This is a genomic window from Rhodoferax sp. SPJ4, assembly GCF_058216275.1.
The window spans coordinates 198765-213679 of sequence record NZ_JBYZMN010000003.1 but is presented as its reverse complement, the minus strand read 5'-3'; the positions used below and the strand labels follow the sequence as shown (position 1 = coordinate 213679).

Sequence of the window (14915 nt, the reverse complement as noted above, 5' to 3'; positions counted from 1 at the left end):
ACCCCGCAATTTTCCCCACTCGGCCCGCCGTCGCGGCGCGGAATTGGCTGGCAAAGGGGGGCTTGTTCGGGGCCTTGGCAGCCTCAAGGGCCTGGCTGTTTGGCGCTGACGCACTTTTCCTGCGGGCCCGGGCGTCCGGAACACCCAGGCTTTGGCATCATCGGGGGGTGAACGCTCATGCCAATCCTTTGCCATCCGTCAGCTGCGTGATGCCGGCCTACAACGAGGCCACCAACCTCCCTTTGGTGGTGCCCTCTGTGCTGAAAGCCCTGGCCGCGCTTTCGCCCTCGGTCGAACTCATCATCGTCAACGACGGCAGCCGTGACACCACCGACGCCGTGGCCCGCCAGCTCTGCGCCGCCCACCCCGGGCTGGTCTACCTGCAGCTGTCGCGCAATTTCGGCAAGGAGGCGGCGCTGACCGCCGGCATCGACGCCGCCGGCGGCGACGTGGTGGTGCTGATGGACGCCGACGGCCAGCACCCGGTGGACCTGCTGCCCGAGATGCTGGCGCGCTGGCGCGCCGGGGCCGACGTGGTCTACGCGGTACGTCGGACCCGCGACGACCAGTCGGCGCTGCAGGCCGGGCTCAGTGACCTGTTCTACCGCATCGTCAACTGGCGCAACCGGGTCAAGATCCCGGCCCATGCGGGCGACTTCCGGCTGATGGACCGCAAGGTGGTCGAGGCCTTGAAGGCCTTGCCCGAACGCAATCGCTTCATGAAGGGCCTGTACGCCTGGGTGGGTTTTGTCAGCACCGCCATTGACTACGAGCCGCTGGCCCGCCACGACGGCCAGTCCAAGTTCGGCATGCGCGGCGCGATGTCGCTGGCGCTGACCGGCATCGTGTCGTTTTCCACCGCGCCGCTGCGCCTGCTGGCCTACATCGGCCTCCTGATGGCCACCTTGTCGCTGGGCTACGGTGCCTGGGTGGTGGTCGAGTATTTTGTGTTTGGCGTCCGGGTGCCAGGTTTTGCCACGCTGGCTGCCGGCATGATGTTTCTGAGTGGTGTGCAACTGCTGTCCATCGGCGTGCTGGCCGAGTATGTCGGCCGCATCTACGACGAGGTCAAGCGCCGACCCACCTACGTGCTGCGCGAGCGCACCGGCGGCGGCCTGCCGCCACCACGGCCGTGAGCCTGCTGCGCAGCGGCCTGTGGTTCGGCGCGGTGGGTGCGGCCGCCAGCCTGACCCATGTGGCGGTGTTTGCGCTGGCCCTGCCCTGGGTCTGGCCCGAGGCCGCCAATGCGCTGGGTTTTGCGGTGGCGTTTGCGGTGAGCTATGTCGGCCACCGCAAACTCACCTTCCGTGCGGCCGACGTGGGTGTGGGCCAGAGCCTGCCCCGTTTCGCCGCCACCGCGCTGGCCGGTTTTGGCTGCAACGAGCTGGTGTTCAGCGCGTTGCTGCGGCTGGCCCATTGGCCGTCAGGGTTGGCGCTGCTGGCCGGCCTTCTGACCGCAGCGGGCCAGACCTATCTGCTGAGCCGTTTCTGGGCCTTCCGCCGCTGACGGCCGGGCGCGGTACAAGGTCCAGGCCCGGCCCGCCAGCGCCTGGGTCCAGCCGGCCTCCGCTTCAGGCGGCGTGCCGTTCGGCGCCACCAGCCAGTGGCCGGCGACCTGGCTGGCCGTGGCCAGCGCGTCGGGGGTCAACAGCACCGGTGGTTGTTGCAGGTCGGGCTCGAAATCCTCGCCCTCGAACAGCTCGCGCCGCCAGTTGTCACCGGTTTTGGCGCGCAGTGCTGGCCAGTCCTGCACCACCACCAGCGGTTGCTTCAGTTGCAGCAGGAAAGACAGGTCGTAGGGGTAGGCGCTGCCCACCGCGTACACCCGGTCACCCTGGGCCATGGCGCAGGCCAGCAGCGCGGCCACGTCGTCGGTCAGCTGGTGGCGGCTGCTGCGGTCGGCCAGTGTGTTGCCCACCACCGCCAACCCCACGGTGAGCAGCGCCAGGCCGGCAAAGACCGCACCGCTTCCGCGCCGACGCGCCATCAGGCGCTGCCAGCCCAGACTGGCCAGCAAAGCCACCGGCGGCACCACCGGCAGGATGTAACCCACCAGCTTGGAGTGGGGCACCGAGAAAAACAGGCCAATGGCGCCGATCCAGCACCAGCACAGCGACACCAGCCGGGGGTCGGTCCCGGGGTCTTGAGGGGCGCTGCCACGGAGGGTGGCCGCTGGCGCCCACAGCACCCAGGGGAACAGCAGGCCGCCCAGCGCCACCAGGTAAAAGTACCAGGGCTGCACGTTGTTGAAGGTTTTGCCTGTGTAGCGACTGAACTGCTGGGTGCCGAACAGGTAGTCGAACAACCCGGGGTAGCGCAGCTGGGCCAGCACAAACCAGGGCAGCGCGATCAGCGCAAACACCGCCAGGCCACTGAGCCAGGGCAGCTGCAGCACCTTGCGGAACTGCCGGGTCCACAGCAGCCAGACAAACAGCACCAGGCCGGGCAGCACCACACCGATCAGGCCCTTGGTCAACAGGCCCAGGGCGCAGGCGGCAAAGCCCCAGCGGGCCATTGAGGCGTCGGGCCGGTCACCGTGCAGAAAGGCCAGCGCAAAACACCAGATGGCCACGCCAATCCAGCAGGCCACCAGCATGTCGTGATTGACGTACTGGCCGCCCAGAAGAAAACCCAGGCTGCAGGCCAGCATCAATGCCGCCCGCTGGGCCACGACCTCGCTGGCCAGGCGCCGCGCGGCGCCGTACAACGCCAGCAGCATCCCCAGCGCCGCGGCCGCCGGCACCAGCCGGGCTGCCCAGGCGCTGACACCGAACACCGCCATGCTGGCCGACTGCAGCCAGTGCAGCAGCGGCGGCTTGTGGAAGAAGGGCAGGCCATTCAGGCGCGGCACCAGCCAGTCGCCCGACTGCAGCATCCAGCGGCTGATTTCAGCGTAGCGGCCCTCGTCGGGCACCGACAGCGCGCGCAGTGAGGACAGTGCGAGCAGCAGCACGGTGAGCGCCGCCAGAAGCGCCCAAAAGCGGCGCGGGTTCAGCGGGAGGTTCATCAGGCCCCAGCGGCCTTGCAGGGCGGCGCAAAACAGCTGCGACCTGGCGCCAGGGCCACGCCGGTGGCGGCCAGCTGGCCAGCGAAGTCGTCGCTGCACAAAAATTCGAATTCGTGGCCGCGAGCGATGGCGATCTCGTCCGCGTCTTCGCCCGCTGCCACGGGGCCGCTGGCCGGGTGGCACATCAGCACGGTGGCGGCTGGTGCCTGGGCCAACCAGCCCTGCATGCGCCGCGCGTAGGCCGCGCGGTCGCCGTCGAAGTTGTAGACCCCGCTGAGCCATTGGGCATGGGGCAGGCCAGCTGCTTCGGCCCTGCGCGCCAGCGCGCCGGCGCCCAATGCCGCAATCCCCCGGCTTTTGAGCGACCGCTGCGTGGGTGGGGTGCACGAGACGCGCAGCCAGGGTGGACGGCCAGGGTAGCGCCGGGCCAGGGTCTCGATCAGCGCTTCGCGCAGGCCGGCGAACTGCTGCACATGCTGGTGGCCGTCAACAAAGTCGGGGGGGGCCTGCCAGTGGGCCTCAAAGGCATCGAGCTGGCGGACCACGATCTCGCGGGCCTTGGCCTGCGGCACGCCGCCCAGCAGGGCCTGGCGCATCAAAGCGCCCAGTGGCTTTCCGTGGCCAGCGGAGATGGCAAACGGGCTGGTCATGTCCAGATGCAGGCCCACTTCTGCACCATGGCGGCCTTCGCGCAGTCGCCGGGCGTCGTCGGCCCAGCGTGGCGACAACACCATGGCGCTGGTGGCGCTGAGCCGGCCCCGTGCCAGCAAAGCCAGGATGCCCTGCGTGACCCCGGCGCGCAGCGCATAGTCGTCGGCGCAGAGCACCAACGGCTTGGTGGGCGAAGGAGCGGGCATGGTGTGGACGGTCTGGATCGGCACAAAAAGTGCCGAATGCTAAAACCGCCAAATGAAGCGGGAATGAAGACCCCGCCTAGGGTGCCAGCACCCAGGCCGCGATCTGCGCCACCACCTCGGCCTCCAGGCCGTTGAAGCCATGGTGGGCCCAGGCCTCGCAGGGGTCGCCCCGGCTGGTGCCACCACGAAAAGCCAGCAGCTGAGGTCGCGGCGTCTGGCCCAGCTGGGCCATCAGCGCCGGGGTGTCGCTGAAGGCGCAGTGGCCGCAGCCGTCCTGTTCGTGGTGCACCACCAGCACCGGGATGCGCAGCCGCGCCAGCGGCAACGCTGGCACCGGCCGGCTTTGGCGGTCGCTCAGCAGGGTGGCGGTGAGCACCAGGCCATCGGGGCCGTCCGGGCCGGTCAGCTCGGTGGCCACATAGGCGGCCGACTGGGTGCCGCGGCTGGTGCCTACCAGCCACACCGGCAGCGGCGCCTGCTGGCGGGCCCAGGCGATCACCGCCTTCAGGTCGGCCACATGGGCGGGTGTCTGGCGAAAGCCGTTGAGGTAGGGGGGGCTTTGCCGGTCGCCGGGGGCGTCCACCACCACCGTGGTCAGGCCCTGGTCGGCGAACAGCTGGCGCGAACGCACCAGGAAGTTGCCCGCCCCCCAGCCGAAGCGGCCATCGGCGGACGTCTGCAGGCCGCCATGGCCACCGGCCAGCAACACCACCGTGGCCAGCGGCCGGGCCGGCGTCATCACCACCAGCCGGGTGCTGACGCCGGGCCGGGTGGGCAGGTCCACCACCTGCATGGCGGTGTCGGCCTGTGCCAGCCAGGCCGTGGCCCACAGCCCGACGGCCCCCAGGGTGCGCCACAGGCGGCGGCTCATGGTGTGGTTTCCGCTGGCGCGGTGGTGGGCGGGGTGGGGGCCCAGCGGCCGTCGGTCAGCACCTCGGTGAGGGCTTCGATCAGATCCGCCTGGGCCACCATGCCCTGGTAGACACCGCGGGCGTCGACCACCGGCAGGTGGCGGTGGCCGCTGCGGGCGAACAGGTCCACCAGGTCCAGTGCGTGGGCATCGGCCAAGGCGCAGACCGGCTTGGCCTGCATCACCTGGCCCACCACCTCGGGCCGCTCGCTGTGGCTGCGGCCGGAGGCCCGCAGGTGCTGGCGCAGCCGGTCGGCCAGGCCTTCGTGCACGTCGAGATTGGCCAGCCGCAGGAAGTCGGCGCGGGTCACGATGCCCTCGACCCGCTGGAAGCGGTTGACCACCGCCAGCGCCTTCACGCCGCCCGGCCGCAGCAGCGCCCAGGCCTCGGCCAGCGGGGTGCTGAAGGCCACCGTGGGCTGGTCGCGGCGGGCCACCGCGGCCACGCTGCGCTGGCCCAGGCGGCGCCGGTGGGCCTGCAGCTCGGCCTCGCGCAGCAGGCCTTCCAGTTCGTCGCGTGCGATGTCGATCAGGCCGTTGTGGCGTCGCAGCACCGCGTCCAGGTCACCGCTGGTGAAGCCGGGGCGATCGGCCTCGGCCGGCGTGGGTGCAGGCGCGCGTTGTCGGTGCGGGTAAGCCCGGCGGGTGGCGGTGTTGTAGAGCACGCCAAAGGCCACCAGCAGCAGGGCATTGACCAGCATCGGCGCCAGCACAAAGCTGTAGCCCAGCTTGGCCACGGCCGGCCCGGCCAGCACCGGGTAGAGGGCGCTGGCGCCGCCCGGCGGGTGCAGGCAGCGCAGTGCAAACATCACCGCGATGGCGCCGGCCACCGCGCAGGCACAGGCGCTGGCCATGTGGGGGATGTTCTGGGCGCAGGCCACACCCACCAATGCCGACAAGGTGTTGCCACCCACCACCGCCCAGGGCTGGGCCAGCGGGCTGGTCGGCACCCCGAACACCAGCACCGCCGACGCGCCCATGGGTGCCACCAGCCAGGGCGACAGGCCGGGCATCAGCGCATGGCTGAGCCCGGCGGTGATGGCAATGCCCAGCAAGGCGCCCACCACCACCCGCAGCTGCTCGTGCAGGTTGGCGGTGGTGGCAGCGGGGCGCCACGGGGCCCAGGCCTTGGCCAGTCCCGTGCGCCAGGCAGAGGGCCTGGAAGTCATAAGGGCATTATCCCGGGGCGGCCGGGTCGGGGTTCAGCCGCGCAGGCGGCGCAGGCTTTGCGAGGGCAACTCGCCGAAACGCTGGGCGTAGGCCTTGGCAAAAATGCCCTGGTTCACATAACCCCAGCCGCTGACGATGGACGACACGGTGGCGCCTTGGGGTGCGGCCATCAGTTCGGCGCGAATGCCTTGCAGCCGCAGCTCACGCAGGTGGCCGATGGGGGATTGATCGCGGAAGGCGCGGAAAGCCTGGGTCAGGGCTCGCACGCTGACCCCCACCGCCGTAGCCACCTCGGTCAACGTGGGCGCGTCGCGGGCATGCTGGCGCAGGTATTCCTCGGCCTGCTTCACAAAGCGCGGCGCCAGCGTGCCGGAGCGGCGGAAGGCGGCATCGCCGTACTGCTGGCTCCACTGGGTCAGCAAACTCATGCCCAGCATCTCTTCCAGGTGTTTGCCCATCGGGCCGCGCTCGATCTGCTCGGGCATCTCGGCCACGCAGCGGGCGCAGTACTCCAGCAAGGCCAGCCAGCTGGAGCCGGGGCCACCGAACTTGAATTTCTGCTGCCACATGGCCTCGGGCGCTGGCAGGCCGTGCCAGCGTTCGTACAGGTCGGCCAGCAGCTGGTGGGAGAAACTCAGGTTGAGCTGGATGTGGTCTTTGTCGGCCGCCAGCGAGTAGCCGGTGCGGCTGTTGTCGACCAGAAAGCTCTCGCCTGCGCCGGTGTTGGCCAGGTCGCAGTGGCGGACGTTGCCGCGCAGCGTGGTGAGGGCGATGCCGCGGCCTGGATCGGGCGCGAAGTCGTCGAGGTAGACCGGCACCCCGTAACGGAAGCGGCTGAGCGTGAAACCACCGATGTCGCAGGTGTAGTGGAAGGAGTCGGGCCGGCGCACCCTGCCCTGGGGCGTGACGCGAAACGGCATGTAAACCGCGTCCGTGCTGGCCATCACCTCGTCCCAGTCGTGGGACTTCAGGATCAGGTGGCGGTCGGTGGGCGCGCCGGTGCCGTCCAGCAGCAGCGCGTGGCGCAACGATGACAGCATCAAGCTCTCCTCCACCGGATCAAAAATCCCGTTCAGCTTAGCCGCCGGGGGCCACCCGACCCCAGCGGAAAAACCCTCTGGCCAGGGCGGGCTGCGCCTCGGGCCAGAGGGGGTTCTGCGGGCCCGCGGTTGCGGGGGATGGGATGAACACTGAACCGGGGATGCCGGGCCGCAGAAACCAAACCGTTCAATTCAAGTTGGCGTTGCAGTTGCTGAGCGGGGCCTTGCCGGCAAAACGGTCGGCAAGGAACTGCACGCCACCGGGCGCGCCCAGGAAGATGCCCCCCACATGCTCGTAGGGCCCGGAGCGGAACTCGACCGACACCCCCTTGGCACACCAGGCGTCGCGCAACCGGGTGCCGAACTGGTAGGGCACCACGTTGTCGAGGTTGCCGTGGTACAGGTAGACCGGCACCTTGGGTGCCTTGGTGCCCAGCAGCGAACGCGACAGGCGCTCGCGCACCGCCGGCAGCTGGGCAAAGTCGGGCGAGGTCACGTCGGCCGAGCGCAGGCCGGGGTAGGTCAGCAGCTCCTGGTAAATGCACTGGGTGCGGGCCGCCTCGAACAGCTTTTCAGAGCCCGGCTTCACGTGGGCCTTGAGGTTGAGTTCGGGGTAGGCGTTGTCGATGCCCAGCATGATGGCCAACAGCACGCCGCCGTTGATGGCGCCGCCCTGGTTGAAGAAATCGGTCAGGGCCACCATGTCCGTCACCACGCCGCCGGCCACCACGCCTTTCATGTTCAGCTCGGGCGCGTAGGTGGGCTGCAGCTCGGCCACCCAGGCCGCGGCCTGGCCGCCCTGCGAGTAGCCGGTGAGGCCGACCATGCTGTCCTTGCTGGCGCCAGTGCCCGGCAGGTTCAGCGCGGCGCGGATCATGTCCAGGCCGGCATGGGCTTCGGGCCTGCCGACCAGGTAGCTCTCGGGCACCTTGGTGCCACCGCCGACATAGTCGGTGACGGCCACCACATAGCCACGCAGCAGCAGCTGGTGGTATTCGGCCACCGAGTAGTCCACCATGAAGGGCGTGAGCGTCGTGGCGTTGAAGCCCTGGGAGGGTGCGCAGTGGTCGCCCATGCCCCGGGTGCCCGGCGTGATGCCAACCACCGGGCGCGAGCCGTATTTGGGGCCACCTACCGGGAAGCCCAGGTTGGCACCGGCCAGCTCACCGACCACGGGCAGCGTGGGCAAAGGGCCTTGCACACTGCCCACCGGCGCGTTGACCGTGCCGCTCAGGTCCAGCTTGGGCACCAGCACGGTGCCGGTCACGGCCACCGGTTTGTCGTTGACGTCGCGCGACACGTACATCACCTGCGTCACCGTGGCCTCGGGGAAATGCGGGGCCAACACGACGCGGCTCTTGATGATGGCGCCGGGCTTGGACGAAGGCAGCGTGGCGGGCACCTCGTAGAACGGGTCGTTGCGGCCACCATACAAAATCTTCTGGGCGCTGGTCAGCACATCGCCATTGACCAGGCTGTTGATCTGGGTCAGGCCACCCAGGCCGCTGACGCTGAGCGGGCCGCCCACCGACGAGCTGCCTGACAGCGACAGCTGGGCGTTCGCGGGTGCGGTGACGAGGGCGACCGAGGCGGTGATCAGCAGGCCGGCCAACGGGCCCAGGCTGTTGAGAATGCGGGGTTTTTTCATGCGGTTGTCTCCTGGCGATTGTTGGAATGCGTTTGCCGCCAAGCCCCATCGGGGCGCTGTGGGGGCAGACGGATTCATCGTAGGAAGGGGATGCCGCACGCGCCGCCTCTGGCGGGCAGGGGGCTGTCTCCCGCTGGCATTTATTGCAGGCTTTTGACTGACAACCGCGCGCCGGGGTGGTCTGAAAAGAGGCAGAAAGTGCCCATGGCGCAGACCAGCCGTTGCAGCGGCTCAGCCGTCGGTGTCCAGCCACACCAGCCGGCCTTGACCGGCCTCGTTGAGCCGGGCCATCAGCGCGACGGCCTCGCCGTCGGGCAGGCGAAAGCGCAAGGTGGCCAGGCTGTCGTGGCGAGCCTCCAGCAGCTCGGCACCGGCCGCCTCCAGGGCCCGGCGTGCCATGCCTTCCAGTGCGTAGGGCATGCTGCAGGCCAGCACCACCTGGCGCTGGATGGGCCGCTTGTCGGCCTGCAGCAGGGCCTGTGCCACGGCGTCGGTGTAGGCCCGCACCAAGCCACCGGCGCCGAGCTGAATGCCACCGTAGTAGCGCACCACGGTGGCCAGCACGCCGTCCAGGTCCTGGTGGCGCAGCACCTCCAGCATGGGCCGGCCGGCGGTGCCGCCGGGCTCGCCGTCGTCTACGGCAGCCGACTGGCCACCGGCCATCAGCGCCCAGCAGACATGGGTGGCCTGCGGGTGTTGGCGCCGCAGCGCCGCCACCACCGCCAAGGCCGCGGCGCGGTCGGCCACGGCCTGCACGCAACCAATGAAGCGGCTTTTCTTCAGCAGCAACTCGCTGTGCACCGGGGCGGCCAGGCTGTAGGGCATGGGGAGTCAGGGCCTCAGGCCGGGCTGGCCTGCGCACCGTCGGTGGGTGGCGGGCTCAGCGGTGGTCGGCGCGCCAGCGGTTCAGCCAGCCCAGGCCGTCGCGGGTGGCGTTGGGCACATTGCCGCGCGCCGGTCGGTACTCGCAGCCCACCCAGCCGGGGTAGGCCAGCTCGTCCAGCAGGTCGAACAGGTAGGGGTAGTTCAGCTCGCCGCCATCGGGCTCCTGGCGCTCGGGCACGCTGGCCACCTGGATGTGGGCCACCTGGCCGGTGGGCAGGTATTTGCGCAGCTTCATGGCCACGTCGCCCTCGACGATCTGGCAGTGGTAGAGGTCCATCTGCGCCTTCAGGTTGGGCGCGCCCACCGCGGCAATCAGCTCGTGGGCATGGTCCTGCCGGTTCAGGAAGTAGCGCGGCAAGTCGCGCTGGTTGATGCCTTCCAGCAGCAGCGTGATGCCGAATTCGGCGGCCTGGGCCGCCGCCCATTGCAGGTTGGCCACCACCAGCGGTTTCAGTGCTTCCCGCTCCTGGCCTGGCGGCAGCACGCCCGACAGCACATGCACCTGGGCACACCCCATTTGCTGGGCGTAGTGCAGCGCATAGGCGATGCCGGTGCGGAACTCGGCCTCACGTCCCGGCAGGGCGGCGGTGCCACGCTCACCGGCCGCCCAGGCGCCCTGCATGGCGGCATGGTCGGCGCCGCCGGCGGGGGCGTTGATCAGCACCTGTTGCAGGTCGAAATGGCGCAGCCTGGCCTGCAGCTCGGCGGCTGGCCATTCGTAGGGGAACATGCATTCCACGGCGCGGAAGCCGTCCAGCGCGGCGGCCTCGAAGCGGTCCAGAAAGGGCCGCTCGGTGTACATCAGGCTCAGGTTGGCGGCGAAGCGGGGCATGGCGTGGGTCGGGCAACAACGAGGTCACCTAGCTTATCAGCGCCGGCCTGCTGCGGCCTCAAGCCCAACCCACCAGGCGCAGCAGCAGGCCGGCGCCGGCACAGGCGGCAATCACCGGGATCACGCCCTGTTTGTAGCGCAGCAGCGCCAGCGCGGCCAGCCCGGTGAGGACCAGCGCCGGGCCGTCGATGGACGAGCCGAACCAGCCCGTGCCGGGCGCCCGCAGCGCGATGTGGGCCAGGAAAAACAGGCCCAGACTGGCGATCACGCCCACCACCGCGGCGGTGATGGCGGTCAGCGGCGCGGTCAGGTGCAGTTTGCCGTGGGTGGATTCCACCAGCGGCCCGCCGGCCAGGATGAACAGAAACGACGGCAAAAAGGTGAACCAGGTCACCACCGTGGCGGCCAGCGCGCCGCCCAGGAACAGCGTGCCCGAGCCCAGCACCGCCTTGGTCCAGCCGCCGACAAAGCCGACAAAGGCCACCACCATGATCAGCGGGCCGGGCGTGGTTTCGCCCAGGGCCAGGCCGTCGATCATCTGCGGCCCGGTGAGCCAGCCGAACTGCTCCACCGCACCCTGGTAGACATAGGGCAGCACCGCGTAGGCGCCACCAAAGGTCAGCAGCGCGGCCTTGGTGAAAAACCAGCCCATCTGGGTCAGCGTGCCTTGCCAGCCCTGGGTGGCGCACAGCCAGGCCATGGGCAGCAGCCACAGCAGCGCGCCCACCACCAGCACCCGGGCCAGCCGCGATTTCTTGAAGCGTGCATGGGCCGGGGTGGGCGTGTGGTCGTCGATCAGCGCCGGGCCCTGGCCGGCCTTGGCCGCACCGTGGCCGCTCCCGCCGGCAAACTGCGCCGGGGCAAAACGCGAGCCCAGCCAGCCGATCACGGCCGCGCTCAGCACGATGGCCGGGAAGGGCAGGTCCAGCCCATAGATGGCAATGAAGCTGCCCAGCGCGATGGCCCACAGCAGCGGCGCGCGGCGCGGGGTTTTCAAGGTTCTACTGCCGATGCGGTGCACCGCCTGCAGCACGATGGCCGCCACCGCCGGCTTGATGCCGTACAGCAGGCCGGCCACCCAGGGCAGGTTGCCGAAGGCCATGTAGATGCCGCTCAAGGCGATCAGGATGAACAGCGAGGGCAGCACGAACAGCGCACCGGCCACCACCCCGCCCCAGGTGCGGTGCATCAGCCAACCGATGTAGGTGGCAAGCTGCTGGGCCTCGGGGCCGGGCAGCAGCATGCAGTAGTTGAGCGCGTGCAGGAAGCGGGCCTCGGAAATCCAGCGTTTCTGGTCGACCAGCTCGCGGTGCATGATGGCGATTTGCCCGGCCGGGCCGCCAAAGCTGATGAAGCCCAGTTTCAGCCAGAAGCGCAAGGCCTCATTGAAGCCCACGGCGGCGGGTGGGGAAAGGTCGTTGGGGCGTGCGGTGTCCACGGCAGGGTCTCCGGTCGGTTGCCAGCGCTTGGACGGGACACCGTCTTTCTGTGCAGTGCGGGAGGCTGAAACCCCGCGCCGAAATGCTACCAGTTTCGGACCCTTGTCCGACCACAGCGGGCTCAGTGCTCGTGGGTGTGGTGCATGTCTGGGTAATGGGCATGGCTGTGGCGTTGCGGGCTGTGGGCATGGGGGTGGCTGTGGGGTTCCCGGCCATCCCAGGCAAAGTCATGGCTGTGCTGGTGGTGGGCGTCGTGACGGTGGGCGTGGCTGTGGGCCATGGCCGCGTGGCCGTGCTCGTGGTGGTGGTGTTCGGTCAGGTGCAGCCACACGCCAATGGCCATCAGCGCACCGGCCAGCAGCAACGGGGCGGTGAGCGGTTCACCCAGCGCCACCGCCAGCAGCGCGCCGAAGAAGGGGGCGGCCGAAAAATACGCGCCGGTGCGTGCCGTGCCCAGGCCCCGCAGCGCGAACACAAACAGACTCAGGCTCACGCCATAGGACAGCAGGCCCAGCAGCAGGGCCAGTGGCAGCCAGGGCGCCCACTGGGCCAGCGGCGGCCAGGGGGCCACCCAGCCCATGGCGTTGGCGAGGACCGCCAGACCCAGGTTGGTGCTGCCGGCCACCAGGCCCTTGACCATGGCGATCCAGCTGGCGTCGTGCAACGACACCTTGCGGGTCAGGTTGTTGTCCAGGCCCCAGGCCAGGCAAGCCCCCAGCACCAGCAGCGCCGGCCATGACCAGGCCAGGCCGGCGACGCCGCCCGGGCCGGGCCAGCCCAGCACGGTCGCGCCGGCGGCGATCAAGCCCATGCCGGCCGCGATGCGGCGGTCGACGTTTTCACCGAACACACACCAGGCCAGCAGCGCGGTGAACACCCCCTCGGCGGTGAGCAGCAGCGAGGCCGAGGCCGCCGGCAGATGGGCCAGGCCCGCCATCAGCAGCACCGGGCCAATCACCCCGCCGGCCAGCACCGCGCCGGCCAGCCAGCCCCGCTCGGCCCGGGGCAGTTGCACGGCGGGCGCCCGGCTCAGCCGGCGGTACAGCGCCAGGCCCAGGCCAGAGCCCAGGTACAGCAGGCCGGCCATCAGCCAGGGGTTGAGGTTGGTCAGCAGGCCTTTGGCCAGCGGTGCGCCAGCACCAAACAGCACGGCGGCACCCAGCGCGGCGGCCATGCCGGGGTGGGTCCAGGGAGAGCGATCAAGTGGCATGCCTCACAGCTTACGCCGACAGCGGCGTCCGGTGGTGCCCGGCCAGCTGGGGCCGGGTGTGACACAAGCCGCGGGACACTCGCGTTTGCCCCGATGGGCCCGGCCCGAACACGCGGCACACTGGCGGGGTTTTCCCCCATTCAGGGACCAGTGCCTGTGCCCTGGTCTTTGTTATCCCGCCACCGAATGAACACCTCTCTCGACATTTCCGACGCTGCACCCCCCTCGGCCCTCGCTGGCGGTCGCCGCAGCTTTCGTCTGCAGGTGACGCTGGTGTTCGGCGCCTTGGTCAGCCTGACCGCGGTGCTGCTGTCCTTTGCCGGCGGCGAGGTGTTGAAGAACCGGGTGCGTGAGCGCACCGAACAGTCGCTCAACGTGGTCACCCTCAATGTGGCCCGCACCCTGGCCAGCGAGTTGTTCAATGGCAGCAACGAGGTGCAGAAGATGGCCGGGCTGGATGTGCTGTGGAGCCAGGGCCTGGCCACGCCCGATGTGGCCCACATGCTGGCCCTGAACCAGGCCAACAGCCCCTACATTTCCTGGGCCGGTGTGGCCGACCTGCGGGGCGTGGTGCGCGCGTCCACCGGCGATGTGTTGCTGGGCCAGAACGTCGGCCAGCGGCCCTGGTATGCGGCCGGGCTCAAGTCCCACATGGTGGGTGATGTGCACCCCGCCAAGCTGCTGGCGAAGTACCTGCCGGCCTCGGCCAGTGGCGAGCCGGTGCGCTTCGTGGATTTCGCGGCCCCGCTGAAGGTCAAGGGCGAGACGGTGGGGGTGCTGGGCATCCACGGCAGCGTGGACTGGCTGCACAAGCTGATCGACAAGCTGCTGCCATCGGACGCCATGGCGCGGCAGATGGAGGTGTTTGTGTTCGACAAGGAGGGCGAACTGGTGTTGGGCCCCGATGGGCGTTTGGCCCCTTACGCGGCCATCGGCCAGAAGATGCCCATGCCGTTGCCCGCCGAGCAGTTGGCCTTGACCAAGGCGCCGGTGGTGGCCGTGATGCGCTGGGCCGACGGCCAGGACTACCTGACCTCGGTGTTCCGGGTGCAGGCGCTGAACCCGGTCAGTGACCTGGGCTGGCAGGTGGCCACGCGGGAACCCGAGGCGCTGGCCTTTGCCGCGGTGCGCACCGCCACCTGGCAGGCCCTGGGCATTGGCCTGGCCACCGCCTTTTTGGCTTCGCTGCTGGCCTGGTGGGTGGCCGGCCGTGTCAGTCGGCACCTGTCGTCGATCGCCCAGGCAGCACGCGACGTGGAGGCCGGGGTCAGCGGCGCGCAGATTCCTTTGCTCAACAGCAGCACCGAACTGCAAAGCCTGTCGACCTCGCTGAACCGCATGACCCAGCGGCTGATCGACGCCAAGTTCGAGATGGAGACCGAGGTGCAGCAGCGCACCTCGGAGCTGCAGGTGGCCAACGCGGCGCTGGACCGGCTGTCGCAGACCGACCCGCTGACCGGCCTGCTGAACCGCCGCGGCTTCGACATCCTGGCCAAACCGGCCCTGGCCCTGGCCCGCCGGGCTGGCCGGCCGCTGACCGTGATGATGCTGGACATCGACCATTTCAAGGTGGTCAACGACGAGCACGGCCACGACGCCGGGGACTATGTGCTGGTGTCGCTGGCCCGGCTGATGAAGGAGCGTCTGCGCGAGGCCGATGTGCTGGCGCGGGTGGGCGGCGAGGAGTTCGTGGCCTTGCTGCCCGACACCGACCTGGAGGGTGGGGTGTCGGTGGCCGACATGCTGCGCGAGGCGGTGGCGGCGCTGCAGCTGCCCTGCGGGCCGGTGACGGTCAGCGCCGGGGTGGCGATGGTGGGGGCGTCCACCAGCGACATGAGCGAGTTGCTGCACCAGGCCGACATGGCGCTGTACCGCGCCAAGGGCAGCGGCCGCAACCGCGTCTGCACCTGAGGCCCT

13 protein-coding genes are annotated in these 14915 nt (G+C 69.8%); 3 read left to right on the top strand and 10 right to left on the bottom strand.

Going from position 1 to position 14915, the window contains the following annotated elements; genetic code table 11:
- Nucleotides 1-188 precede the first annotated feature (188 nt).
- Both AC4BAR_RS12180 and AC4BAR_RS12175 read left to right on the top strand, forming a co-directional pair.
- Nucleotides 189-1136: a glycosyltransferase family 2 protein gene (locus AC4BAR_RS12180; RefSeq protein WP_490628135.1), complete on the top strand. Its 948-nt coding sequence runs from the start codon at nucleotides 189-191 to the stop codon at nucleotides 1134-1136.
- Nucleotides 1133-1507 (top strand): GtrA family protein, encoded by a 375-nt coding sequence (locus tag AC4BAR_RS12175; RefSeq protein WP_490628134.1) that lies wholly within the window; start codon nucleotides 1133-1135, stop codon nucleotides 1505-1507. The genes AC4BAR_RS12180 and AC4BAR_RS12175 overlap by 4 nt, the downstream gene beginning before the upstream one ends.
- Here the strand turns inward: AC4BAR_RS12175 and AC4BAR_RS12170 are convergent.
- The 10 genes from AC4BAR_RS12170 to AC4BAR_RS12125 all read right to left on the bottom strand — a co-directional run bounded on the left by AC4BAR_RS12170 (nucleotide 1424) and on the right by AC4BAR_RS12125 (nucleotide 12998).
- Nucleotides 1424-3007 carry an ArnT family glycosyltransferase gene (locus AC4BAR_RS12170; protein WP_490628133.1) on the bottom strand — a complete coding sequence of 528 codons (1584 nt, stop codon included), beginning with the start codon at nucleotides 3005-3007 and terminating at the stop codon, nucleotides 1424-1426. The genes AC4BAR_RS12175 and AC4BAR_RS12170 overlap by 84 nt on opposite strands.
- Nucleotides 3007-3864, bottom strand: coding sequence for a ChbG/HpnK family deacetylase (locus tag AC4BAR_RS12165; RefSeq protein ID WP_490628132.1), 858 nt, complete (start codon nucleotides 3862-3864; stop codon nucleotides 3007-3009). Before AC4BAR_RS12165 ends, AC4BAR_RS12170 begins: the two co-directional genes overlap by 1 nt.
- Nucleotides 3865-3940: 76 nt before the next feature.
- Nucleotides 3941-4735 carry an alpha/beta hydrolase gene (locus tag AC4BAR_RS12160; RefSeq protein WP_490628131.1) on the bottom strand — a complete coding sequence of 265 codons (795 nt, stop codon included), beginning with the start codon at nucleotides 4733-4735 and terminating at the stop codon, nucleotides 3941-3943.
- Entirely contained in the window at nucleotides 4732-5943 is a 1212-nt protein-coding gene (locus tag AC4BAR_RS12155) for an HPP family protein (RefSeq protein WP_490628130.1), read from the bottom strand. The genes AC4BAR_RS12160 and AC4BAR_RS12155 overlap by 4 nt, the downstream gene beginning before the upstream one ends.
- 33 nt (nucleotides 5944-5976) lie before the next feature.
- On the bottom strand, nucleotides 5977-6984 hold the full coding sequence (locus AC4BAR_RS12150) for an AraC family transcriptional regulator (protein WP_490628129.1): 1008 nt from the start codon (nucleotides 6982-6984) through the stop codon (nucleotides 5977-5979).
- A gap of 187 nt (nucleotides 6985-7171) precedes the next feature.
- Nucleotides 7172-8632 carry a lipase family protein gene (locus AC4BAR_RS12145; RefSeq protein ID WP_490628128.1) on the bottom strand — a complete coding sequence of 487 codons (1461 nt, stop codon included), beginning with the start codon at nucleotides 8630-8632 and terminating at the stop codon, nucleotides 7172-7174.
- A gap of 231 nt (nucleotides 8633-8863) precedes the next feature.
- Nucleotides 8864-9457, bottom strand: coding sequence for an IMPACT family protein (locus AC4BAR_RS12140; RefSeq protein WP_490628127.1), 594 nt, complete (start codon nucleotides 9455-9457; stop codon nucleotides 8864-8866).
- 55 nt (nucleotides 9458-9512) lie between these two features.
- A complete protein-coding gene (otnI, locus tag AC4BAR_RS12135; protein ID WP_490628126.1) occupies nucleotides 9513-10349 on the bottom strand; it encodes a 2-oxo-tetronate isomerase in 837 nt (278 codons plus the stop codon).
- A gap of 58 nt (nucleotides 10350-10407) precedes the next feature.
- Nucleotides 10408-11787 carry a chromate efflux transporter gene (chrA, locus tag AC4BAR_RS12130; RefSeq protein WP_490628125.1) on the bottom strand — a complete coding sequence of 460 codons (1380 nt, stop codon included), beginning with the start codon at nucleotides 11785-11787 and terminating at the stop codon, nucleotides 10408-10410.
- A 122-nt stretch (nucleotides 11788-11909) separates the two neighbouring features.
- Nucleotides 11910-12998: a DMT family transporter gene (locus AC4BAR_RS12125; RefSeq protein WP_490628124.1), complete on the bottom strand. Its 1089-nt coding sequence runs from the start codon at nucleotides 12996-12998 to the stop codon at nucleotides 11910-11912.
- Between the two features lie 186 nt (nucleotides 12999-13184).
- Between AC4BAR_RS12125 and AC4BAR_RS12120 the strand changes: the two genes are divergently transcribed.
- Nucleotides 13185-14909, top strand: coding sequence for a sensor domain-containing diguanylate cyclase (locus AC4BAR_RS12120; protein ID WP_490628123.1), 1725 nt, complete (start codon nucleotides 13185-13187; stop codon nucleotides 14907-14909).
- Nucleotides 14910-14915: the final 6 nt, after the last annotated feature.

What these genes read in the sequence shown, in the direction of transcription:
- AC4BAR_RS12170 (WP_490628133.1), bottom strand. Translation starts at nt 3,007, where the DNA reads ATGAACCTCCCGCTGAACCCGCGCCGCTTTTGGGCGCTTCTGGCGGCG.
- AC4BAR_RS12165 (WP_490628132.1), bottom strand. Translation starts at nt 3,864, where the DNA reads ATGCCCGCTCCTTCGCCCACCAAGCCGTTGGTGCTCTGCGCCGACGAC.
- AC4BAR_RS12160 (WP_490628131.1), bottom strand. Translation starts at nt 4,735, where the DNA reads ATGAGCCGCCGCCTGTGGCGCACCCTGGGGGCCGTCGGGCTGTGGGCC.
- AC4BAR_RS12155 (WP_490628130.1), bottom strand. Translation starts at nt 5,943, where the DNA reads ATGACTTCCAGGCCCTCTGCCTGGCGCACGGGACTGGCCAAGGCCTGG.
- AC4BAR_RS12150 (WP_490628129.1), bottom strand. Translation starts at nt 6,984, where the DNA reads ATGCTGTCATCGTTGCGCCACGCGCTGCTGCTGGACGGCACCGGCGCG.
- AC4BAR_RS12145 (WP_490628128.1), bottom strand. Translation starts at nt 8,632, where the DNA reads ATGAAAAAACCCCGCATTCTCAACAGCCTGGGCCCGTTGGCCGGCCTG.
- AC4BAR_RS12140 (WP_490628127.1), bottom strand. Translation starts at nt 9,457, where the DNA reads ATGCCCTACAGCCTGGCCGCCCCGGTGCACAGCGAGTTGCTGCTGAAG.
- otnI (WP_490628126.1), bottom strand. Translation starts at nt 10,349, where the DNA reads ATGCCCCGCTTCGCCGCCAACCTGAGCCTGATGTACACCGAGCGGCCC.
- AC4BAR_RS12125 (WP_490628124.1), bottom strand. Translation starts at nt 12,998, where the DNA reads ATGCCACTTGATCGCTCTCCCTGGACCCACCCCGGCATGGCCGCCGCG.
- AC4BAR_RS12120 (WP_490628123.1), top strand. Translation starts at nt 13,185, where the DNA reads ATGAACACCTCTCTCGACATTTCCGACGCTGCACCCCCCTCGGCCCTC.